General features: G+C 44.9%; 21 protein-coding genes and 1 pseudogene. 16 read left to right on the top strand and 6 right to left on the bottom strand.

Features of this window, described 5'->3' with window-relative positions; genetic code table 11:
• Nucleotides 1–22: 22 nt before the first annotated feature.
• On the bottom strand, nt 23–547 hold the full coding sequence (locus tag PWYN_RS03200) for a hypothetical protein (RefSeq protein WP_036648481.1): 525 nt from the start codon (nt 545–547) through the stop codon (nt 23–25).
• Between the two features lie 206 nt (nt 548–753).
• Between PWYN_RS03200 and PWYN_RS03195 the strand changes: the two genes are divergently transcribed.
• From PWYN_RS03195 to PWYN_RS03155, 9 genes are all read left to right on the top strand, one after another.
• Entirely contained in the window at nt 754–1,056 is a 303-nt protein-coding gene (locus tag PWYN_RS03195; protein WP_036648473.1) for a YunC family protein, read from the top strand.
• 275 nt (nt 1,057–1,331) lie between these two features.
• Nucleotides 1,332–1,793 carry a Dps family protein gene (locus tag PWYN_RS03190; RefSeq protein WP_036648471.1) on the top strand — a complete coding sequence of 154 codons (462 nt, stop codon included), beginning with the start codon at nt 1,332–1,334 and terminating at the stop codon, nt 1,791–1,793.
• 156 nt (nt 1,794–1,949) lie between these two features.
• Nucleotides 1,950–2,516, top strand: coding sequence for a DUF1802 family protein (locus tag PWYN_RS03185; protein ID WP_036648465.1), 567 nt, complete (start codon nt 1,950–1,952; stop codon nt 2,514–2,516).
• Between the two features lie 229 nt (nt 2,517–2,745).
• Nucleotides 2,746–3,528 (top strand): Fe-S cluster assembly ATPase SufC, encoded by a 783-nt coding sequence (gene sufC, locus PWYN_RS03180; protein WP_036648462.1) that lies wholly within the window; start codon nt 2,746–2,748, stop codon nt 3,526–3,528.
• Between the two features lie 27 nt (nt 3,529–3,555).
• Entirely contained in the window at nt 3,556–4,857 is a 1,302-nt protein-coding gene (gene sufD / locus PWYN_RS03175; RefSeq protein ID WP_036648460.1) for a Fe-S cluster assembly protein SufD, read from the top strand.
• A complete protein-coding gene (locus PWYN_RS03170) occupies nt 4,854–6,077 on the top strand; it encodes a cysteine desulfurase (protein ID WP_036648454.1) in 1,224 nt (407 codons plus the stop codon). The genes sufD and PWYN_RS03170 overlap by 4 nt, the downstream gene beginning before the upstream one ends.
• A complete protein-coding gene (sufU, locus tag PWYN_RS03165; protein ID WP_036648452.1) occupies nt 6,064–6,495 on the top strand; it encodes a Fe-S cluster assembly sulfur transfer protein SufU in 432 nt (143 codons plus the stop codon). Before PWYN_RS03170 ends, sufU begins: the two co-directional genes overlap by 14 nt.
• 41 nt (nt 6,496–6,536) lie before the next feature.
• Nucleotides 6,537–7,934, top strand: coding sequence for a Fe-S cluster assembly protein SufB (gene sufB, locus PWYN_RS03160; protein ID WP_036648451.1), 1,398 nt, complete (start codon nt 6,537–6,539; stop codon nt 7,932–7,934).
• Nucleotides 7,935–8,806: 872 nt separating this feature from the next.
• Nucleotides 8,807–9,259, top strand: coding sequence for a hypothetical protein (locus PWYN_RS03155; protein ID WP_036648450.1), 453 nt, complete (start codon nt 8,807–8,809; stop codon nt 9,257–9,259).
• A gap of 366 nt (nt 9,260–9,625) precedes the next feature.
• Here the strand turns inward: PWYN_RS03155 and PWYN_RS03150 are convergent, their stop codons facing one another.
• Nucleotides 9,626–9,862, bottom strand: coding sequence for a hypothetical protein (locus tag PWYN_RS03150; RefSeq protein ID WP_036648449.1), 237 nt, complete (start codon nt 9,860–9,862; stop codon nt 9,626–9,628).
• 187 nt (nt 9,863–10,049) lie between these two features.
• A pseudogene (locus tag PWYN_RS28500) lies at nt 10,050–10,623 on the bottom strand (manganese catalase family protein).
• A 404-nt stretch (nt 10,624–11,027) separates the two neighbouring features.
• Between PWYN_RS28500 and PWYN_RS03140 the strand changes: the two are divergent.
• Together PWYN_RS03140 and PWYN_RS03135 are read left to right on the top strand one after the other, a co-directional pair.
• The gene (locus PWYN_RS03140; RefSeq protein WP_036648448.1) at nt 11,028–12,788 is read left to right on the top strand and encodes an ABC transporter ATP-binding protein; all 1,761 of its coding nucleotides are present in this window, start codon (nt 11,028–11,030) and stop codon (nt 12,786–12,788) included.
• Between the two features lie 9 nt (nt 12,789–12,797).
• Nucleotides 12,798–14,654, top strand: a complete 1,857-nt coding sequence (locus PWYN_RS03135; protein WP_036648439.1) for an ABC transporter ATP-binding protein — start codon at nt 12,798–12,800, stop codon at nt 14,652–14,654.
• A 77-nt stretch (nt 14,655–14,731) separates the two neighbouring features.
• Here the strand turns inward: PWYN_RS03135 and PWYN_RS03130 are convergent, their stop codons facing one another.
• Nucleotides 14,732–14,977, bottom strand: coding sequence for a DUF7667 family protein (locus PWYN_RS03130; protein WP_036648436.1), 246 nt, complete (start codon nt 14,975–14,977; stop codon nt 14,732–14,734).
• A 182-nt stretch (nt 14,978–15,159) separates the two neighbouring features.
• Here PWYN_RS03130 and PWYN_RS03125 point away from each other — a divergent pair, with 182 nt between their 5' ends.
• From PWYN_RS03125 to PWYN_RS03115, 3 genes are read left to right on the top strand one after another with little or no spacing between them, the layout of a single operon-like run.
• On the top strand, nt 15,160–16,161 hold the full coding sequence (locus PWYN_RS03125) for a LacI family DNA-binding transcriptional regulator (protein ID WP_036648434.1): 1,002 nt from the start codon (nt 15,160–15,162) through the stop codon (nt 16,159–16,161).
• 29 nt (nt 16,162–16,190) lie between these two features.
• Entirely contained in the window at nt 16,191–17,183 is a 993-nt protein-coding gene (locus PWYN_RS03120) for an N-acetylglucosamine kinase (RefSeq protein ID WP_036648433.1), read from the top strand.
• 5 nt (nt 17,184–17,188) lie between these two features.
• Entirely contained in the window at nt 17,189–18,490 is a 1,302-nt protein-coding gene (locus PWYN_RS03115; protein WP_036648431.1) for a 6-phospho-beta-glucosidase, read from the top strand.
• A gap of 73 nt (nt 18,491–18,563) precedes the next feature.
• On the opposite strand, the gene PWYN_RS03110 is transcribed toward PWYN_RS03115, so the two are convergent.
• Entirely contained in the window at nt 18,564–19,604 is a 1,041-nt protein-coding gene (locus PWYN_RS03110) for an HD-GYP domain-containing protein (protein WP_036648429.1), read from the bottom strand.
• Nucleotides 19,605–19,676: 72 nt separating this feature from the next.
• Nucleotides 19,677–20,396, bottom strand: a complete 720-nt coding sequence (locus PWYN_RS03105) for a molybdenum cofactor biosynthesis protein MoaE (protein ID WP_036648427.1) — start codon at nt 20,394–20,396, stop codon at nt 19,677–19,679.
• A gap of 137 nt (nt 20,397–20,533) precedes the next feature.
• Here PWYN_RS03105 and PWYN_RS03100 point away from each other — a divergent pair, with 137 nt between their 5' ends.
• Nucleotides 20,534–21,973 carry a bifunctional metallophosphatase/5'-nucleotidase gene (locus tag PWYN_RS03100; RefSeq protein WP_036648424.1) on the top strand — a complete coding sequence of 480 codons (1,440 nt, stop codon included), beginning with the start codon at nt 20,534–20,536 and terminating at the stop codon, nt 21,971–21,973.
• A gap of 50 nt (nt 21,974–22,023) precedes the next feature.
• On the top strand, nt 22,024–22,851 hold the full coding sequence (locus tag PWYN_RS03095) for an undecaprenyl-diphosphate phosphatase (RefSeq protein WP_036648421.1): 828 nt from the start codon (nt 22,024–22,026) through the stop codon (nt 22,849–22,851).
• Nucleotides 22,852–22,908 lie beyond the last annotated feature (57 nt).

Below are 22,908 nucleotides of genomic sequence, written 5' to 3'. Positions count from 1 at the left end.
TGCTGTTTCTGTACCCTGTATTTTAGTGAAACTCGTCTATTTCATTTAGTCTGAAGGTATAGACCTGCTTCTCATCTACATGATAAACGCTTATCGTTGTGGCTGCCTCGTCAAAATTTAGAATACGGCATGGTATCGATAACTGCTTGCCATGGCGATTAGTTCTAATACGGACCAATTGATTACTCTGAATATATTGCCGAATCTGGCTAAAGGCATCAGAAGGTTCCATCGCTTGCGGTGTTGGTTGTTGGGGTATCAACTGATTTAAGGGTGATGATGTCTGTTTCACTGCAGTTTTGTGTGGCAGATTTACTGGCGTTGGAGGAGAAATCTCCTGTTTTAAGGCCAGTTTTGCAGACCGGAGCAGACTGTCGATCGTTCGACCCAGTTCTAGACCCGAATTAATTTTAAAATCAGTTACTTTATCATGGTTATTCAACAACTCGAGTAAATATTGCATGGCAAGCGGGTTTGTACGGGCATTAATCAGGATGTCGACGTTAAAAAGATAATTTCCGTCAGTGTTTTGTAGTTTTTTGTCCATAGATCCCCCAGCATTTCAGTTAGAATACTGCTAATAATTATTATAAACTATATCATTAATTAAGGGGAAATTATATAGAATCCTTGGAAAGTATGGGACTTTTGCCTCCCCATTGTATTTTCGCTCTAAGAACTCTATCCACACATCCATAGGGGATAAGGCATATCTATATAGAGTGTAATGCGAAAATAGGGAGGTGCTGTATTTTGGTTACACTGGAGCCAATTGTGGTGGGTGATCACATTTTCCTCGGAGTTGAAGTTAAGCTTCCCAAAACAACTCTGCTGACGATCAGCACCAGCAAGGGATATATTATGTGCGGGGCTTTAGATGTAGGTCTTCTCAATGAACGTCTTAAAGAACGGCATATCATTGCCGGGCGGGCGGTGGGTGTACGTACGTTGCCTGAATTGTTAGCCGCTCCTTTGGAGTCGGTCACCTTAGAAGCAGAGAATCTGGGGATACTACCGGGCATGACGGGAGCGGACGCTTTGCTAAGAATGATGTAACAACAATTTTCGACATTTGAAAAGTGTCTTAAGGCCCGCTGGGCCTTTTTTTTTGAAGAGAATTTAGGATGCGTCATTATGCAGAGCATAAGGAATGTCGTCTTAGCTCATCCTATAAAGTGAGGTAAGCATGCTTATAGCAAGGTTTCACTTGGGTTTCACTTGGGGTTCCCTTGTTTCGGCTCGTACTGTAGCGGGTAAAATGAGTATAGAATAAGAGGTACAGAGCCGGGGAAAAGAGCTGGCTACAATATGAATAAGGATGGGATAAAATCATGGCTAAAGCATCTAATAAAGTGAACACAACTTCATTGCAGCAAATTTTGAATCGTCAGGTTGCCAACCTGAACGTATTGTACGTTAAATTGCACAATTACCACTGGTATGTAAAAGGGGAGCAATTCTTCTCCCTCCACGTCAAGTTCGAAGAATTGTACGATGATGTTACGCTTAAAATGGATGAAGTGGCAGAGCGGCTCCTAAGCATTAAAGGTTCACCGGTCGCTACCATGAAGGAATATTTGGAACTGGCAACCATTCAGGAAGCAACAGGCAAGGAAGATACACGTGGGATGGTTCAATCTCTTATTGAAGATTTCGCAACGGTATCTGAAGAGCTGACAGAAGGCATTGAAGTAGCGGAAGAAGCAGGCGACCAGCCTACGGCTGATTTGTTTATCGGGATTCGCAGCGATCTGGAGAAGAATCAATGGATGCTTCGCTCTTTCCTCGGTTAAGGATAAGATCATTGTTTTGGGACTTTAGATCTTTGACAATAGAGCCTCCGTGCGGAGGCTTTATTTTTTGCATTTTAGTGTGATCTCTAAGTAACAAGCGCTATAATTATCATTTATTTCTTTAGGATTCTTGGGAGAAGAAAGGGGATACTTACGATGAAAGTTAATTCTGTAGCTCTGAAGGAATGGGACTCCACGATAAAGGTTCTTGCAGAGGGTAGACAAGTCATACTATTACGTAAGGGCGGAATTAAGGAGGAGACTAGACGTTTTGAACTAAAAAGTGATTCCTTTTATCTGTATCCTACCTACGAGCATCAACGGCCTGAATTAGTGAAGGAGCAGGATCGGCATTTTGTGGAGCAATCCTTAAGTGGCTTTGAACCAAATGCACTCACAGTCAAGCTTACCGTTTATGCGGAAGTGGCGGCAGATCTTGAAATCCGTGATCTCGAACAGCTGGAGAAACTGTCTCCTTATCATATGTGGAGTGAGGGATTGGCTGCCGAACGGTTACGCTGGAAAGCCAAAGAGCCGCTTCATGTGCTGCTGCTTCGAGTATATACCTTAGAAGAGCCTTCGGAGATCGAGGTACTCCCGGAATATTCCGGTTGTCGATCATGGATTGAACTAAGTCCACCACCTGAACTCAGACCAATGAAGCCGGTTCTTGATGACGAGGAGTTCGAGGCTTTATGTATTGAAATCAAAAAGGCGATTTAATGCCTCTAATATAAGGCCTTTGAGTGTATTCCGAACGAAAATAGATATTTGTAAAAATAAGCAGTTTGTAATAAACTTAATGAGAATCATTGATAATCAGTCAAATACACTTTATAATAATTATTATCTAATAAAAAAACTAATTGTGCTGGCATTCAGGGTTTACCCTGTTACAATACAAAACTAGGCTTTAGAATCCGCAAATCGATCATTGGAGGGAATACTAATTATGGCAGCAGATTTTGTCATTGAGGGACTGAAAGCAAGCATTGAAGGAAAAGAGATCTTGAAGGGAATCAACCTTCAAATGAAGGGCGGAGAAATCCACGCCATCATGGGACCCAACGGAACAGGTAAAAGTACTTTGGCATCCGCTCTTATGGGACATCCTAAATATGAAGTTACAGAAGGCACAGCTACCCTCGAAGGTGAAGATCTTCTGGAAATGGCTGTTGACGAACGCGCACGCGCCGGTCTATTCCTGGCCATGCAGTATCCAAGTGAAATTTCAGGAGTAACGAATTCCGATTTTCTTCGTAGCGCAATCAATTCCCGTCGTGAAGAGGGCAGTGAAATTTCTCTGATCCGGTTTATCCGTCAGATGGAAGCGAAGATGAAGGAACTGGAGATGAATCCTGAGTTTCTACACCGCTATTTGAATGAAGGCTTCTCCGGCGGGGAGAAAAAACGTAATGAAATCCTGCAAATGATGATGCTTGATCCTAAGATCGTTATTTTGGACGAAATTGACTCCGGTCTGGATATTGATGCTTTGAGGATTGTAGCCGACGGCGTGAACTCCATGCGCAATGAAGATCGCGGCTTCCTTATTATTACCCACTACCAGCGTTTGCTGAACTATATTAAGCCTGATTTCGTGCATGTTATGATGCAAGGCAGAATCGTGAAATCCGGTGGCCCTGAGCTGGCTCAGCGTCTGGAAGAAGAAGGTTACGAATGGATTAAAGAGGAACTAGGAATTGAAGATGAAACCGTAGGGCAGGACGCTTAAAAGACGCCGGGAAGGAGGAGACCATTTATGACGACGCAAACCATTCTTCCAGTGGACGCTGAGCGCTTAAGCGAATTATCGCTACGCTGCGGTGAACCGAGCTGGCTGAAAGAAAGCCGCTTGAAGGCACTGGAACTGGCAGCAGAATTGACACTGCCTAAATTAGAGAAAACACGGATTGATCGCTGGAATGTGAATCATTACGGAAACTATAAAGAAACCCAACCGATTGCATCCCTTCATGAAGCCCCCTCTTCCATAACCGCACTGGTTAAGGATCAAGAGGAAGGCAGCTTGATTATTCACCGCAACTCCGGTGTAGTCTTTACACGACTCGCTCCTGAGCTGGCTGAACAAGGTGTTATTTTTACGGATTTGCAGACTGCGGTTAGAGAACATGGGGATTTAGTGCAGCGTTATCTGCATAAGGCTGTAAAGCCTGACGAGCACTCCCTAGCAGCTCTTCACGCTGCACTATGGAATGGTGGAGTATTCCTCTATGTTCCTAAGAATGTTGTCGTAAGTACACCGCTGCAGGCCGTGCTTTTGACAGACGATGCAGAAGCTTCATTCGTGCCTCATATCCTTATCGTTGCAGATACTAACAGCTCGGTGACTTACGTGGATAACTACGTTTCAGACAAAACCGAAGCGGGTCTGCACAATGGTGCGGTAGAAGTCTTTGTAGGTGCAGGTGCCAAAGTTCGTTATGCATCGGTTCATCAGCTCGGTGAGGACACAACAGACGTGACTTACCGCCGTGCAGTCGTGGAGAACGATGGAGCGATTGATTGGATTATCGGTGAGATGAACTACGGGAATACAGCGAGTGATACCAAGTCGATACTTAAAGGTAACGGCTCCACATCTAATGCTAAGGTTATTGCCGTTGGCTCAGGCTCTCAAAAGCTTAACTACACGACTCAAGCACAGCATTTCGGCAAAAACACACCAAGTAACATGATTACCCGTGCGGTTATGCGTGATGCAGCTACATCGATTATCAACGGGATCACGAAGATTGAGAAGGGTGCTACCAGAGCGGATGGACAGCAGACCGAAAAAGTACTTATGCTGAGTCCAAAAGCCCGTGGGGATGCGAACCCGATTCTCCTTATTGACGAAGATGATGTTACAGCAGGCCATGCCGCTTCCGTAGGACAGGTCAATTACGAACAGGTCTATTACCTAATGTCCCGCGGAATTTCCCGACATGAAGCGGAAACACTGATCATATATGGCTTTCTGGCTCCTGTTGTGTCGCAAATTCCACTGGAGGGACTGCGTAATCAGCTCCAATCTCTGGTGGAAAGGAAGTTAGGCCAATGATCAGCAACATTCGGGAGCATTTTCCCATACTGAATCAAAATATAAACGGCCATCCACTGGTATATCTGGACAGCGCAGCGACCTCACAGAAACCTCGCCAGGTCATAGAGGCCGTCAAGAAATACTATGAGTGGGACAACGCCAATGTGCATCGCGGTGTCCACACCTTGGGCAGCCGGGCGACGGATGCTTACGAGGGTGCCAGAGAGAAACTCGCTAAGTTTATTAATGCCCGCAGTACAAAAGAAATTATTTTCACTCGCGGGACTACAACCGCGCTGAATATTGTAGCCAGCTCTTACGGGCCATCAGCGGTGGGGGAAGGCGACGAGATTGTCCTTACCCAAATGGAGCATCACAGCAATCTTATTCCCTGGCAGCAGTTAGCTAAGAGAACTGGCGCCACTTTGAAATATATACCGCTTCAACCGGATGGAACCATTACGCTAGAGGATGCGGAGAAGACGATTACGGATAAGACCAAGATCGTTGCTATCGCTTATGTATCCAACGTAATGGGTGTTACACATCCTATTAAAGAGCTAGCTGCCATTGCCCATCGTCATGGTGCGGTAATCGTAGTGGACGGGGCTCAAAGCACACCCCATATGAAAGTGGATGTGCAAGCACTGGATTGCGATTTCTATGCATTATCCGGACACAAAATGCTTGCTCCTACCGGCATAGGTGCTCTGTATGGCAAGAGATCGCTTCTGGAAGCAATGGATCCTGTAGAGTTCGGCGGCGAGATGATTGATGATGTTGGCCTCTATGAATCGACCTGGAAGGAGCTCCCTTGGAAGTTCGAGGGAGGCACACCGATAATTGCCGGCGCCGTTGGACTAGGTGCAGCGATTGATTTCCTTCAAGAGATTGGATTGGACGAGATTCACCACCATGAGACTGAACTTGCTGCTTATGCCGAGCAACGTCTGTCAGAAATTAACGGGCTGACGATTTATGGACCTCTTAAACGCAAAGTTGGCGTTGTAACCTTTAATCTGGGTGATGTCCACCCGCATGATGTTGCAACGGTACTGGATGCGGAGGGTATTGCTATTCGTGCCGGTCATCACTGCTGCCAGCCGCTGATGCGTTGGCTGGAAGTGAGCTCAACGGCTCGGGCCAGCTTCTATCTCTATAACACCGAAGAAGATGTTGATCGGCTGGTCAGTGCCTTACTCAAGACAAAGGAGTATTTCGCCGATGAACTTGGATGATTTGTATAGACGCGTAATTATGGATCATTATAAAAATCCCCGGAATCGCGGCTCATTTGATGATGAAGCCATGAAGATCGAACTGAATAACCCAACCTGCGGCGACCGCATTACGCTTCAGCTTAAGGTGGAGGACGGAATCGTCAAGGATGCACGTTACAATGGTGAAGGCTGTTCGATTAGCATGTCATCGGCCTCTATGATGACCGAGGCAGTAAAAGGCCAAACTGTAGAGCGTGCTCTTGACTTGGCGGACCGGTTTTCCTGCCTAATGAAGGGTGATGCCGTAGATTTTGGTGACTATGAGGATATTGAAGCCCTTTCCGGTGTTAATAAATTTCCGGCTCGGATCAAATGTGCAACACTTGGATGGAACGCGCTTCGCAAAGGAATAGACGAAGAAGAGCAGCACAAATAACAGCTACTCAAAATAACAGAAGAAACAAGGAGGCTGACACCATGGCTAAGAAAGCGCCTGATATGGAGGAATACCAGTACGGGTTCCGGGATGAGCACAAGTCGATATTCCAGTCTGGTAAAGGATTGACGGCCGAAATTGTTAAAGAAATCTCAGCAATCAAGAATGAACCCCAGTGGATGCTTGATTTCCGCCTGAAATCACTGGAACAATTCCGCAAGATGCCGATGCCTACATGGGGCGGCAACATGGATGATCTGGATTTCGAGGATATTCAATATTATGTAAGACCATCCGAGAAACAAGGAAAGACATGGGAGGAAGTCCCTTCTGAAATTAAAGAGACTTTTGATAAGCTTGGTATTCCGGAAGCGGAGCAGAAGTTCCTTGCTGGTGTCTCGGCTCAATACGAGTCCGAGGTTGTATACCACAGCATGCAAAAGAACCTTGAAGATCAAGGGGTTATCTTTACAGACACCGATAGTGCACTGCGCGATCATCCGGAACTTTTCAGAAAGTTTTTCGGAACGATTATCCCTCCGACTGATAATAAATTTGCCGCATTGAATAGCGCTGTATGGTCAGGCGGAAGCTTCATCTATGTTCCAAAAGGTGTGAAATGCGAAGTGCCTTTGCAAGCTTACTTCCGTATTAACTCCGAGAACATGGGACAATTCGAGCGTACTCTGATTTTGGCCGATGAGGACAGCTTCGTACATTACGTAGAGGGTTGTACAGCACCAATCTACAGCACGAATTCCCTGCATAGCGCAGTAGTAGAAATCCTGTGTATGAAAAATGCACGCGTTCGTTATACCACCATTCAGAACTGGGCACCAAACATCTACAACCTCGTTACCAAACGTGCGGTTGCAGAAGAAAACGCCACAATGGAATGGGTTGACGGCAACATCGGTTCCAAGCTGACCATGAAATACCCTGCGGTAGTGCTCAAGGGCCGCGGAGCCAAAGGTTCTGTGCTTTCTATTGCCGTAGCCGGCAAAGGCCAGCATCAGGATGCAGGCGCCAAGATGATTCACTTGGCTCCGGACACGACTTCTACAATTATCTCGAAGTCGATCAGTAAACATGGCGGTAAGGTAACTTACCGGGGTCTCGCTTCCTTCGGCCGTCAAGCTGATGGAGCAAAATCAAACATTAAATGCGATACCCTCATTATGGATAACCAGTCCACTTCGGATACGATTCCTTATAATGAGATCATGAACGATAACATTACACTGGAACATGAAGCGACGGTCTCCAAGGTTTCCGAGGAGCAGCTGTTCTATCTCATGAGCCGTGGTCTTACAGAAGCCGAAGCAACGCAAATGATCGTAATGGGCTTCATTGAACCCTTCACCAAAGAGCTGCCGATGGAATATGCGGTAGAGATGAACCGTCTCATCAAGTTCGAGATGGAAGGTTCGATCGGTTAACATGATTTAAATGTGTTTTTCGGTGCTCGAAGATGGCTTTGTCCGGTTTTTGTTCGGTTTGCTTATTTTACGTAGTTTTCGTAGAGTGTAAGAGCATTATCTCCAATTTTTTCAGTAATAGATACGTGTCCGCAATGATCTTGACACTCTTGTGTCCAAGGCACTCGGACACGTATTTTTTATTTGTCCCAGCTTCAAAAAAATGGTATTCATGGTCATGACACAAAGCGTGGGCTGCTCTGCGTACTCTTCCTGATAATTCATAAACGGCCCTGAAAGATAGCAGATGCTATATGATATCCGAAGTATGAACGACTCACAAAGGAGAATTGAGGAATACATCCACTTTAACAACAAACATCGTCCGCAACATAAACTAAATAAGCTGCCTCCGGTAGAGTGCCGGAAGCAGCTTATAGCCTAGAGTCTTTTTTCAATATCTATAAAATGGGGTTTTGAACAGTATGACTGACGGTGTATTTTATAGGAATTGACTGGACGCATTTAATCGACCAAATCGGGAATGATATGCTCAAGCCAACTAATCTTATATATCCGGTCGGCTCGTCTCTATCAAATCTACCGATATAATTCTCACCACTGATCAGATGAAATCGTAAGGAATCATTGGTATTTAAAATCGAGTTGATCTCTGTCTCGTGCATGAATGAACAACTCCTTCATATGTACTAATGTATAATACCCTTTCGTCGATTCTTCAAACCAATTATGATTATAGAATTCTGACTTTAGGTGAAATTTATATAATTTATTTATGTTTCAAAATGCGATATACTGGAATCACAAAATAGTGTGATGGCTAACTGAGGCAATTATAAAGCAGGTAAGCTATTCATTAGGGGGTTTCTTTTTTGAGGAAATTATTAACGCTCGTTCAAGCATTCAAAGGCTTAGAGGATCGGATTAATGCTTTTATTAATGATGATTCATGCATTGAATATGTAGAAGGGTCGGAAGAAGTAGTAGCTGGTGGAGCATACGCATGGTCAAAATTAAAACCAGCAGTTATTAATAAACAAGAGCATATTGATGCTGATTACATGGAATTAGCAGATAGGGTACGCACAGTACTGAGAAAAGATAATAGCCCAAATATTGAAAAGTTTGAGCGTAGTTATGAATTGGTTTTGAACTACATCCGCCAAGATACCTTGTTGTGGGTTCCTGGTTTAAAAAGTGTCCTTAATGAGATTAAGTTCGAACTAGACCTTCAACAGTTATATATTGCAGGTCATGAGAACCCGTTAATATTAGGAAACTCTCGTGGGTTGAATGAGTCATGGTTTTCTTTGGATATTATATAGAGGACTCTTCTCTCACTAGAGAAGCCTAAATCGCAGACTGCGGTTCTTTGGACATAGCAGAGCCGCCCAAGGAGTAACCCTATAAACTCTGTGAATACTGAATTGCGTAGCAACCCAGATCTTGTCTAGTTCCTCGTACGTACCTTAGCGCGTAAACTCGGTTTCAGATGTACAAAACCCGTGTCCTCGTCTTTAACCAATTGCTGAGCTACACCATAAAAGGCCTTTTTGTGCAGTAGACCTCTTTGCATAACCATTTATATAGACCTTAGCATAAGTCCAGTTTATAATCTTCAACATAAGTAAGGGAGGTCCCACGGCAGCCATTTTGATGGCTCGCGCGGGACCTCCCTTTGTTTTGTTTGGTTATATATAGAACTCTAACCATCCAGGGGGCAGTGTGTCGGACTTCAATTCCTCCAACGAGTCAAGCTCAATGAAGACTTTCATCGGTTCTTTGCTACCTGCAACCGAAATCTGGGCCTTGCTCTGTTCTTCTTGCATGCCAAGTGCTACCACTGTACCCTGTCTTCCACCTAATCCGCTCTTATGCCCTTTGGAGATCTGCACCCTTTGTCCCGGCTTCAATTTATCATTCTTCATTTGCTCCACACTCTCCTATGAACGAATAGCAATCTTTGATTGATCACCTAATATCAAATTTTCTTTTGAAGTTCTATGTATTTATTTATGCACCGGGCGATGGGTTGGTGAACTATTTTAAGAATTAAAGTAGGCATAACAAAAAACACACCACCAAGAGGAGATCCTTTGATGGTGTATTTATATTTTACATAGGAGGTTGGGTAGGAGAGTTGACAAAACGCAAAACTTGGGGTGGAGCGTCATAAAAGTAAGGTGGAGCTGGTGGCAAGTGGGGCTCCGGTGCCAGAGGCTGTGGCTGTGAGACATATTGGAAGGTCGCACCGTCTGGACTCCGTCTATGGGCCCACGGGCCTTTAGCGCTTTCCTCACCCCGTGAGAAATTGAAGAGAACATGTGACACATCCTGCTTCTCGCATTCCCGTGGGAAGGTTGAAGGGACAACAACCCCTTCTTTTGATTCTAAATCCCGAATGGCGGCTATCCATTGATTCTGATGCATGGTGTCACGTGCGAGTAGCCAAGAGAGCATATCTCTTACGCCTCTGTCACAAGTCATTTTATAGAGTCTGGCGACTTGAAGCCTTCCTTGGGATTCTGCATTCAGATTAGCTCTGAAATCTGCAAGCAGGTTCCCGCTGGCAATCGTATACCTTGAGTTCCAAGGGTGCATTGTCGAGCAATCTTGCAATCATGGTGGCCAGCATTTCTCCTTGGGCCAGTTCTTCTGTAGCAGTATCCATCAGCAAATCCTTATACATACCATCCCCGTCTATAGTTTGAATATTGATGTTTATTCTCACGTTTCAAGTAAATTGCTTGGCACATAAAAATATACCGTTACTTCCTCCGCTAAATTATTGAAATATTATGTAGAAAACCCTTATTCAGGGTAGTGGTGATTGAAGTAATCCATAGTTGGATTAAGTCCATTGTTAATTCAAAAGCATTTGCGAGTAATTAGAAGCATTTGAAGATATGGGCATCCGTTTACCTTACTAAGAACGCTGATTTGTCGGCAATAAAGGGAAAAATGATCAATTCTCCCCTTTGCCGCATTAAATTATGGATGATAAACTGCTTAAAGTCACTAAAATGGAAGCGCTAAAAAAGCGATGCTTACGAAACCAAATTTTTAATTCGTAAAGCTTTAAGGAGGAGAGAGATGGAAGTTCTCAGGCAACTGCGGGGCTTTTACCGGGAGAAGCTACATTTTTTGATTCTTTCGATATTATGCTTGGCTGCCGCAACAGCAGTGGGATTAATCATCCCCAATTTATTAAGAAAGCTCATCGATGATGTCATTATTCCCCGCAACTTTACAGAGGTTCCGTTCTTGGCTCTCAGTGTACTCGGGGTAATCTTCATTAAAGCCTGTTTACAGTTCACACATGGATTCTTTGGAGGCAGACTGGGGAATTTCCTTGCATACCGGCTGCGCAATGCCTGTTATGAGAAGCTGCAGTTTCTGTCTTTTCGTTATTATGATACGGCTAAAACGGGGGATTTGATGTCCCGGCTGACTGGGGATCTGGAAGCCATTCGCTTATTTATCGGCTTTGGATTTGCGCAACTTCTTAACGTCTTTTTTATGGTGGCTTTTGGGTCTATCATGATGTTCACACTTAACTGGCAGCTTACATTGGTCACTTTAATTACAATGCCTTTTCTGGCTGGGGTAGCTTTACGGTTTGAATCCAAAATTCATCCGGCCTTTCAGGAGATGCGTATGGCGCTGAGCGCCTTAACTACGGCGGTTCAGGAGAATGTAACGGGTGTGCGGACGGTGAAGTCATTTGCCCGCGAAGATTATGAAGTAGAGAAATTCTCCCATCGAAATGAACGTTACAAGAATAATCAGATTTTTGCTGCGGAGCTGTGGAGTAAGTTTTTTCCGGTGATGGAGCTTCTGGCCTCGGTTAGTATAGCGATTCTGCTGGGAGTCGGAGGTACACTTGTCATTCATGATAAAATGTCGCTCGGGGAATTAGTGGCCTTTTTCAGCTTAATCTGGTACATTATTGGACCGATATGGGGGCTGGGCTTTCATATTAATAACTATACACAGTCCAAGGCTTCCGGTGAACGGGTACTTGAGGTGCTTAACCAGAGAATTGACGTGGAGGATAAGGAAAGCGCACGCGAGCTAGAATCCTCTACGGTGCAAGGACATGTAGTTTTTGATCATGTTACTTTTGCTTACGGGAATAAATTGCCTGCAGTAACAGATATACATTTTGAAGCTGCACCGGGTTCGGTCATAGGATTCCTAGGAGGTACCGGTTCAGGCAAGTCGACGGTTACGCAGCTGATGATGCGTGCCTACGACGTAAACTCAGGAAGCATAAAGCTGGATGGTGTTGATATCAGAGAATACAGTGTTCACAGTCTGCGCTCGCAGATTGCTACTGTATTTCAGGAGACCTTCCTATTCTCTTCCTCCATCCGTAACAATATATCCTATGGTCTTAAGAATGTGACGATAGAGGAGATTATCCGGGCCGCCCAGCTGGCAAAAGCACATGAGTTCATCATGGAAATGCCTCACGGCTATGATACGGTTGTAGGAGAGCGGGGAATGGGCTTGTCGGGCGGACAAAAACAGCGTATCGCTATCGCGAGAGCACTTTTGAAGAATCCCCGGATTCTTATCCTTGATGATGCCACAAGCGCAGTAGATATGGAAACAGAACATGAGATTCAGGCAGGTTTCCAAGAGGTCATGCGCGACCGCACAACCCTGATTATCGCACACCGGATATCTTCACTCCGTCATGCGGATCAGATCATTGTGTTAGAAGAGGGTCGTGTGATACAACAAGGAACACACAATGAACTTATCCGGATACCGGGTCCTTATCAGGATGTCTATCGGATCCAGTACGCAGATTATCTGGCCAGAGACACTGGAACAGAAGGGGAGTGATTTACTACTATGAAACTTGAAGCCCATCAGGCCAGCTTAACAAGCTCGGACAAGGCTAAAGAGAATAAGACTCTTGAAGAGCGGTTCGTGTATAAGGATGATGACCAAATGGATAAAGCCTTTGACTGGAAGCAGTTCACAAGACTGTTTGGTTATATGAGGCCTTATGCGAAGCAAATGCTGCCACTGGTCATAATTATGATGATACTGGGGACAATCACCAAGCTCACGGTTCCTTTTTTAACGAGTCTTGCGATTGATCGTGCTATTGCTCCAAAGAATGGGAATCCAAGTCTGACGCTATTATATATTCTGACCGGCTGCGTAATTGTGTTGTATATGGTGCAATGGATTGCGGGTGTGTACCGGATTAAGTATACGAACGTAATTGGACAAAGGGTTATTTATGATTTGCGCGGGGATTTATTTAAGCATATTCAGAAGCTCTCATTCAATTTTTTTGACAAAAGACCTGCTGGATCGATACTTGTACGCGTTACCAATGATATTAACTCTCTGCAGGATTTGTTCACTAACGGTGTCGTGAATTTGATGATCGACTGTGTTCAACTGCTTGGTATTATGATTATCCTACTGCTAATTAACTGGAAGCTAGGACTGGCAGTGATGGTTACTGTACCAATAATGTTCCTGATATCGACTAAGCTGCGGCAGAAAATCCGTATTGCCTGGCAGGATGTTCGATTAAAGAATTCACGGATTAATTCCCATTTGAACGAATCTATCCAGGGTATCCGGGTAACTCAAGCTTATACACAAGAGCAGGAAAATATGAATTATTTTGACGCTATGAACACGGACAGCCGTAAGGCCTGGAATAAAGCTTCCGCTATGAATCAGGGTTTTGGACCGATTATTGAAATAACAGGTGGGCTGGGTACTATGATCCTCTTCTGGCTGGGGGCCTACTTGATTCAGTCGGGGGAGCTTACCATCGGGGCACTTGTTGCTTTTAGTACCTATGTGAGCAATTTCTGGGATCCCATTAACCGTCTCGGACAAATGTACAATCAGCTGTTGGTGGCTATGGCCTCGTCCGAACGTATCTTTGAGTATTTGGATGAGGAACCCATGGTTCAAGATAAGCCGGATGCGAAGCCGCTTCCTAAGATTAAAGGAGATATACAATTTAACAAAGTTATTTTTGAATATGAGAAAGGCAGAGCTGCCCTGAAGGGAATCGATCTGGATGTCAAAGCGGGGCAATCGATCGCCCTTGTTGGGCATACAGGCTCAGGTAAAAGTACAATCATCAATTTGATTGGCCGATTCTATGATATCACCCACGGCCAAGTGACCATTGACGGGAAAGATATCCGCGATGTTACTCTGCAAAGCCTGCGTGAGCAGATCGGAATTGTACTTCAAGACACCTTCATTTTCTCAGGAACGATCAGAGATAATATTCGCTTTGGACGGCTTAATGCCAGCGACTCAGAAGTGGAAGATGCAGCCAAGGCGGTAGATGCACACGAATTTATCATGAAGCTGCCACGGGGTTATGAGACCGAGGTTGAAGAACGGGGGAGCGCCCTATCCATGGGTCAGCGCCAGCTGTTATCCTTCGCAAGGGCGCTTCTAGCAGATCCGCGAATCCTTATTTTGGACGAAGCTACAGCAAGTATCGATACGGAGACTGAGCTTAAGATTCAGGATGCACTTAAAATTCTGCTGCGGGGCCGTACTTCATTCATAGTAGCCCACCGTCTCTCAACCATTAGACATGCGGATAAAATCGTTGTACTGGATCACGGGGAAATCAAGGAAGAAGGAACGCATCGTGAACTGACTGCGCGTGACGGGGTGTATAACGGCCTCATTGAAGCTCAGTTCCGGTTTTTGTAGGGTGAATAACAAAAACCTGAAGGATAGCCACAGTTTCTGGTGACTATCTTTCGGGTTTTTTATGTTAATCTGTATCCTTAATTGCGTTTGGCAGTCCTGCCTGTAAATCGAAGCTCATTCATCAAAGCAGTGGTATCTTGCAGCCATAAGGTATCATTTACTGCTGCAGCGAGCAAAGCCGCATTATTCAAGCACGCCATCTCCCAACAGTATTTGGCGTTAGCCTGCAGGCATTGCTGCAGTTCAGCGTCTTCGGCGTGTGTAAGCGGGCGTTTCCGACTGAGTGTATACAGTTCAGCGAGGCGTTCATGAACAGGAAGCATTATTCACTGCTCCTTTTACTAGAATTAGAGAAATCTTGAAGAATTCCTCCTTAATAAGTGTAGCCAGAACCTGAAAAATCAAAACAGGGTCATATTAAAAAGGTTGTATTCGTCAGGGTCGTGTACTATAATCTAATCAAAAGTTAAAGCGCTTATACTTTTAAAAGGAGGGATTAACTCACTTGAAAGTTAATATTTTTGATGTGGCTAAGAAGTCCGGGCTTTCCGTTGTAACTGTTTCGAGAGTACTCAATCATTCAACAACCGTCCGTGCAAATAACAGAGATAAAGTGCTTCAAGCCATGAAAGATTTGAATTATCAGCCCAATGCCGCCGCACGCAGTTTGGCTCTTGGACGGACAGGGATCATCGGGTTAACCGTAACCACGCTTGACGACTCCTTTCTAGATCGTGTAGTCAAGGAAGTGAATGACCGGTTGACCGAGCAGGGCTATTTTCTGGCCATTTCTGTTCATTCACCGGATGCAGAGGCTATACATAATCCCTTATTTCAGGAGGATCGGGTGGATGGACTGATTTTACTTTCCCCACTTCATGAGGAAATGTACGTTCGTGAATTGGAAAAGAAGAAAATTCCGTTTGTTATGCTGGATAATCAGCTGGATAATCCCTTAGTTCCATCAGTAATCGTACATAACAGAAAAGGCGGATACGATGCAGCCAGACATTTAATCGATTTGGGACATCAGAGAATTGCCCATATTAGCGGCCCAGATCCTTTTCTTAGTAGTAGGGAAAGAGAAATTGGATTTCGGTCGGCGCTCGAAGAATCTGGGTTAGAGCCCTTTTGTATTGAACGCGGTGAGTTTACGGTTTCCTCGGGTTATGATATTGCATCGAAATGGTTACAGTCGGACAATCTTCCAACAGCAATTTTTGCAGCGGATGATCATATAGCCCTTGGAGTAATAAATGCTTTGCAAAACGCGGGTGTTCGGGTTCCGCAGGATATTTCGGTGGTTGGCTATGATGATCAGCTTATTGCTTCACAGTTACACCCAAAGCTTACAACAATCCGCCAACCGGCGGAGAAGATTGGACGGCATGGAGTGGAACTCCTGCTGAGCTGGATTCTTGAATCATCGAGACCGGAAGCAAAGCGTGCATTCCAGTTCGAACCGGAGTTGATCATCCGCCAATCAACGGCGAGAGTGAATGGATAAGACAATTTGTTTGGAGCGGAGTGGTACCTATGAAGTATTATTTAGGCGTAGATGCAGGGGGCAGTAAAACCTACGCGTTGGTCACGGATCAGAGCGGAAGGGCGCTAGGGGTGGGGATAGGCGGAAATGGAAATTATCAGACCGGTTACGACATAGCCAAACATAATATCACTACTGCGGTGGCTGAAGCATTGGTTCAGGCCGGTCTTGAGCCTTATGAAATTGAATATGCTGTTTTTGGATTGGCTGGGGCGGACAGAGAAACAGACTATAACATTTTACGCCCTCTGATTAACGAGCTTGGCGTTCCCCGTCACGAAGTGGTATGCGATACAATGATTGCCCTGAGAGCAGGAACTTCAAGACCTCATGGTGTAGTGTTGATCTGCGGCAGCGGAACAAACAGTGCTGGGAAGAATCCACAGGGTGAATTTTATCAATGTGGCGGTTTTTCTTATCTTTTTGGCGATTTCGGCGGCGGCGGTTCCTTAGCGGAAGAGGTCTTTCGTTCTGTGATACGTGCTTGGGATGGAAGAGAACAGCCTACGCTTCTCACCGAACTTTTGCTTTCATATTTGAACTACGAAAACGTATGTGCCATGTTCAATGATTATCTAGATCATAACAAAATACCCCCGATAGATACGGCTCGATTGGTATTTGAGGCGGCTAATTTGGGTGATTCTGTTGCTCGGGAGATTTTGAGGCATCAAGGACAAGAACTCGCTAAGTCTGCTTGCGCCGTTATCAATCGACTCGGGATGGAGAAGGAAGTCTTTGACGTGGTGCTGGCAGGCAGTATAGTCACGCGGGGCCAAAGTGATATCATTCCTTCCCATATTGAAAATGCCGTGCAAACAATAGCTCCAGAAGCTCGTATAGTTAAGCTGGGCATAGAGCCAGTGATCGGTGCTGTGTGGATGGCAATGGAGGCAGCCGGAGGAACCTTATCTCAGGACGCTTACAAGAGGCTCAAGATCATTAAGGAGTTTCAGACCATTAATCTAGAGAAAAGAGGGTGAGGCAGTTGAAGGATGGGCTAAAGGTAGCGGTTATTGGCGGAGGTTCCTCTTATACACCGGAAATTGTGGAAGGCTTCCTGTTGAGATATGATCGGCTTCCAATTAAGGAATTATGGTTGGTGGATATTGAGGAAGGACGGCATAAGCTCGAGATCGTGGGCAACTTAGCTAAAAGGATGATTGAGAAATCGGGTCTGCCGATACAAGTTCATCTTACACTTGACCGTAAGAAGGCGATAGAAGGCGCCCACTTTATTTCTACACAGATGCGTGTCGGGCTGCTCGAAGCCAGAAAATGGGACGAACATATTCCGAATCAGCATGGCGTCATAGGGCAGGAAACAACCGGCCCAGGCGGAATGATGAAGGCACTAAGGACCATTCCTGCGTTACTGGATATATGTAGAGATATAGAAGCGCTAAGTCCGGATGCTTGGCTGCTCAATTTCACCAATCCAGCGGGTATGGTTACGGAAGCGATTCATAACTATTCCAAGGTAAAAAGTATAGGGTTATGTAATGCACCAATCGGCCTACAAAAATGGCTTACTCAGAAATATGAGACGCCTGCAGCTAACATCTATACTGAGTTCGTCGGATTGAACCATCTGCACTGGGTTACTCAGGTGCTTGTAAACGGCCAAGATAAATTACTGGAGCTGTTGGATCAACGTGAGGAGTATGCAGCCAAGAATGTTCCGCCCAGTGAATGGGATCCGGAGTTTCTTCAATCCCTGGGTGCCTTGCCATCCTACTATTTGAAGTATTTCTACATGACTGATGTGATGCTTCAGGAACAACTGGAAGCCGTCAAGAGTGGTGGTACCCGTGCTGAGGTTGTGAAACGGGTAGAAGAGGAGTTGTTTGAGCTATACAAAGATCTCAAGCTGCAGGAAAAACCCAAACAGCTTGAGCAGCGCGGCGGGGCTTACTATTCCGAAGCAGCCGTTAACGTGATGGATTCGTTATACAACGACAAACGTGATATTCAAACGTTGAATGTTAGGAATGGTAACATTCTAGATTTTCTACCTTCAAACGCCTGCATTGAAGTAAATTGTCTTGTGACAGGGAATGGACCCATTCCTCTGCCGGTTAGCAGGATACCTGAACATGTAAAAGGGCTAATTCATGCGGTTAAAACCTATGAACGTTTGACCATTGACGCAGCTATACAAGGAGACAGGGGTTTGGTATTGCAAGCGTTGGTACATCATCCGCTTGTACCGTCGGTATCCGTAGCTAAGACATTGATGAATGAGATGCTCGAGAAAAACAAAGCGTATCTACCGGCCTTTTATAAATAGCCAGCCATCTACCAAATGATTATACAAAACCCCTCGGAGCCAAGGCGCCGGGGGGTTGTAATCGCTAACATGACTATTCCATGTATATCTCAACAATCGATATGTGGCGTTCCCGAGACAGATCACAGAAGAGGTTGCCAATTTGAATCAATGGACGGAATACATCTGTAGGATTGTTCATAATAATGACTCCCATGTCTCCGGTACTTATTAATACACGTTTCCCAATAAAATTAGGCATAAGATGTTGAATAAAGGCATGTACTGATCTAGCATTCAGCTTGCCAAAGCTGAGGTTATGTATTTCGCGTAGGACGCTAATTAGTTCTTGCTTAGACTGGTAAATCCGTGGGGTAGTCATAGCACTGTATACGTCTGCAATAGCTGCAATCTGAGCATAAGGGTTAATTTCCGATTTCGTCAATCTGTCGGGATAACCTGAGCCGTCCTCGCGTTCATGATGCTGAAGGGCAACCAGAGCAGTGTTGTGGTCGTCCATAGAATTTCTAATGATCTCATAACCGTATGTAGTGTGACGCTTTACTTCATCAAATTCAGCAGTTGTAAGCTTTCCCGGCTTATTCAGCAGTTCTGAGGAAACCTGACACTTACCAATATCAATCAAATATCCAGCTCGGCTGATCTCATAGCTCTCTTTCTTGGTATAACCTAGCCAAGAAGAAATATAATAAGAAAGCATGCCCACTTGGAGAGAGTGATTATAAGTGTAGTTATCGTCACGGTCCAACAAAAGCAGTAGAGTAACTACGTCCTTTTGTTTGTCCAGAGATCCCAGCATAGGCTGAAGTACATCATCAACCATCGTTTTGTTAAAACTGCCTTTGGCCAATGCCTCTAAATAAAGAGATTCAAAGCCATCAATCATTTGGTCGAAATTTTTAGTCAATTTCTGAATGGTCTGAGGTTTACTTGAGGTAATAAGAACCTCATCCCGGGCTTCAATATCGACATAATCCACACCATGTTGCATAAGCTTGGATATTTCCTCGATACGAAGCTGTGTTCCTTTGGATAATACGTGAATTCCTCTGGAGCTAAAGGCATCTTCTCTCAGAAAATCACCATTTTTAAGATCAGTGACATGCACTCTCAAGGCCTAGGCCACCTTCTGATTCAATTTTTTTTAGCATAGCAATAAATAGGTATATTTTCAATGATTAAGAAGTCACGGTTCCATCTTGGAAGAGCCTTCAGTTTGACCCTCAAACCCTTTCCAGATATGCCCTTTTTCATTGATGTCCTGCTTCCAAATCGGTACCATTTGCTTCAGCTTTTCGATCGCATATCGGCTGGCTTCATAACAAGTATCCCGATGGGGAGAGGAAACTGCGATGATCACACTGGCCTCCTTAAGACCAACGAGACCCAGTCGGTGCGTTATTGCGCAACGGGCGTTCCAACGTTCTTGAACCTCCTTGCCGATTTCCTGAAGTTTGGAGATTGCCATGGGTATGTATGCTTCATAAAAAAGAGCTGTTGTATGTTGCTCTCCGGTCATTTCACGGGTTGTACCCACAAAAAGCAGCGATGCTCCATGATTGGTGTCCAGCACTTTATTAAGTATATCTTCGGCTAAAAGCACCTGATTCGTTACCTCATAGAGTCCGTCAGGTGAACTTTCGTATATAGAGGAAGCTTCTCCTCCAGAAACGGGGGGAATAAGGGCAATTTCAGCTTTTTCCGGAATATCAGAATCTTCGGGAGCATATTCGTGGTCAATGGCAACTAGAGATACAGAAATTTGAGATGCCGCATCCGGATAGGAGGCGGATAGAAGTTCTTTCAGTCTTCCAGCAGTTATAGACGTCTCTTCGACATTGAAAGAGAGGGAAGACGTACCCATAACCTCTGCCAGACCAGCAAATAAACGGATCGTAATATGCATACTTATTCACCTCTGGGCTATTTTATAATGACTCTAATATACCATAATGAGCTTGAAAATGTTATGCTTGGCTAAGAAGATATTAGTACTTGCTGCCGCTTTATGGTGTGGCTTAACAGGTGGGAGGGATATGACAAATGAGGGCCGCGCCGCAAAGACTGACGATCATGCACACCAATGATATACATAGCCACTTTGAAATGATGAGCCCAGTGGCTGCTGTGATAACTGAGCAGAGGGTTCTCAGCGAGGATCCGGTCCTGCTGGTAGATATAGGGGATCATATGGATAGGGCAGCTGTTGAGACAGAAGGCACTATGGGCCAGGCTAATATCGATGTTATAAACCTATGCGGATATGATGCTGTAACCATAGGCAATAACGAAGGTCTTACCTTTTCTGCGGATATATTAGAGGCTGTTTTTTCAGGCCTGCAGTGTCCAGTGGTATGCTGTAATTTTGTTGACAGTTCTACAGGTGTTCCTCCGCTCTGGATGAAACGTCATACCATCGTGGAGAAGGACGGCATAAGAATTGGAATCACGGGAGCTACAGTAGCCTTTACCTCCTTTTATTCATTACTAGGATGGGAAGTTACAGACCCTGAGGAAGCTCTTCGGGAACAGTGTCTTATTTTGGCTCCGCAAGTGGATGTGTTAATTGTGCTTTCCCACCTTGGGCTTCCCGCGGATAAACATCTCGCTGAGAAATTGGAGGGTGTTCATGCAATCCTTGGCGGACACACCCACCACATGCTTGAGCAGCCGCTGATAATCAACGGTACAGCTGTATGTGGGGCAGGAAAGTTTGGACGTTATGTAGGCAAGCTTATATTCGAACGAGGTCAAGAAGGAGAAGGCTTTGAACTGGTGAGCGGGGAATGCATTCCCGTCAACCCTATACTCACAGAGGATCTAATCCTACCTGTGATTGCGACTCATTTGGCGCGAGGGCAGGAGGCCCTGCGGGAGACGGTAGCGATTACAGATCGTGAGCTGCCTCTTAACCAGAATGGAGAATCTCCTTTTGGTAATTTGCTGGCTCAGGCGGTGCGGCAATTTACAGGAAGTCAAATCTCTTTGGTGAACACAGGCCAGCTTCTCGGTTCCCTACCTAAAGGAGAGATTTCAACAGGGCTTCTGCATGCCCTTTGCCCTTCGCCAATTAACTCTTGTGTGATGATGTTGTCAGGAAGGGATATTCGAATGGCTTTGGAGCAGAGCCTGACAGACGTCTTCCAGAGTAAAGTTATATACGGCTATGGCTTTCGGGGAGAACAACTCGGAACTCTAGCGGTAGACGGATTAAAAATCTTGTATAATCCACAGAGCATGCCTTATGATAACGGTATTGCAATTTTTGTCGAAAATGAGCCCTTGGAGGATGAACGCGAGTATAGTGTCGGAACTCTGGATATGTTCACTTTCAAAATGGGGTATGAAAGTATCGCTAATGGCAAGGATACTGTGTTTATGCTTCCATATTTTCTAAGAGACTTGCTGCGAATAGAGCTCGGACGGCCAGGCAGCCTGGATGAATGCGCCGAGGTTCGCTGGGATCCAAGAGTCTTCAAATAATATTCAAAAAAGTTAGCGTTTAATAGATATATACGGATCAGGAGGATTTTATGGATACAATTACAGCCATAATCTTAGCTATAGTCGAAGGTATTACCGAATTCATTCCCGTCTCTTCTACTGGACATATGATTCTTACGGCGAATCTATTAGGCTTCGCTGAACAAGAACCGATTATGAAAACATTTGAAATCGTGATTCAATTAGGAGCTATTCTCGCTATTGCTCTAGTCTATCGTCAACGTGTCTTAAGTTTATTCGGATTAGGCCGTAGTCCTTCGGAAAGAGGCGGGGTAATGCCGCGAGCCCGTCTGAATCTGCTCCACATCTTTTTGGGAATCGCTCCCGCACTTGGAGTTGCATTCTTTGCCCGTGACTTTATCAAAGGCCTTTTCGGGGCTACCACCGTGCTGTGGGCACTGGTAGCCGGCGGGATTCTGATGATTGTTGCAGAGTGGGTTAATAAACGCAAAATCCGCATCACTGCCCATGAACTAGACGATTTGTCTTACGGACAGGCGTTGGCGATTGGTCTCTATCAGATTATTTCGGTATTATGGCCTGGTTTCTCCCGTTCAGGCTCTACCATTTCAGGTGGTATGTTGAGCGGCGTCAGCTATAGGGCCTCGGCGGATTTTTCCTTCCTGATTGCAATCCCTATTATGTGTGCAGCTTCAGGCTACGAACTGCTTGATTCGTACACCTATTTTACTAGTGAGACTATCGGGTATTTTGTAATCGGCTTCCTTATCTCTTTTGTTGTAGCTTATCTTGTGGTAATCGTATTTATGAAATTGATTCAAAAAATTAGATTGACCCATTTCGCTATCTATCGATTTATATTAGCGGCCGTTTTCTGGTTGTTTATTATGCGCTAATTCGATTCCTTATAACACAGCACGGATAAGGCATTTTTTTGGCACAATTGCATGTTC

Source organism: Paenibacillus wynnii, assembly GCF_000757885.1.
Taxonomy (GTDB): Bacteria; Bacillota; Bacilli; order Paenibacillales; family Paenibacillaceae; genus Paenibacillus_AQ; species Paenibacillus_AQ wynnii.
Note: the sequence above shows the minus strand (reverse complement) of the source record. Positions and strands in the feature narration are given on the sequence as shown.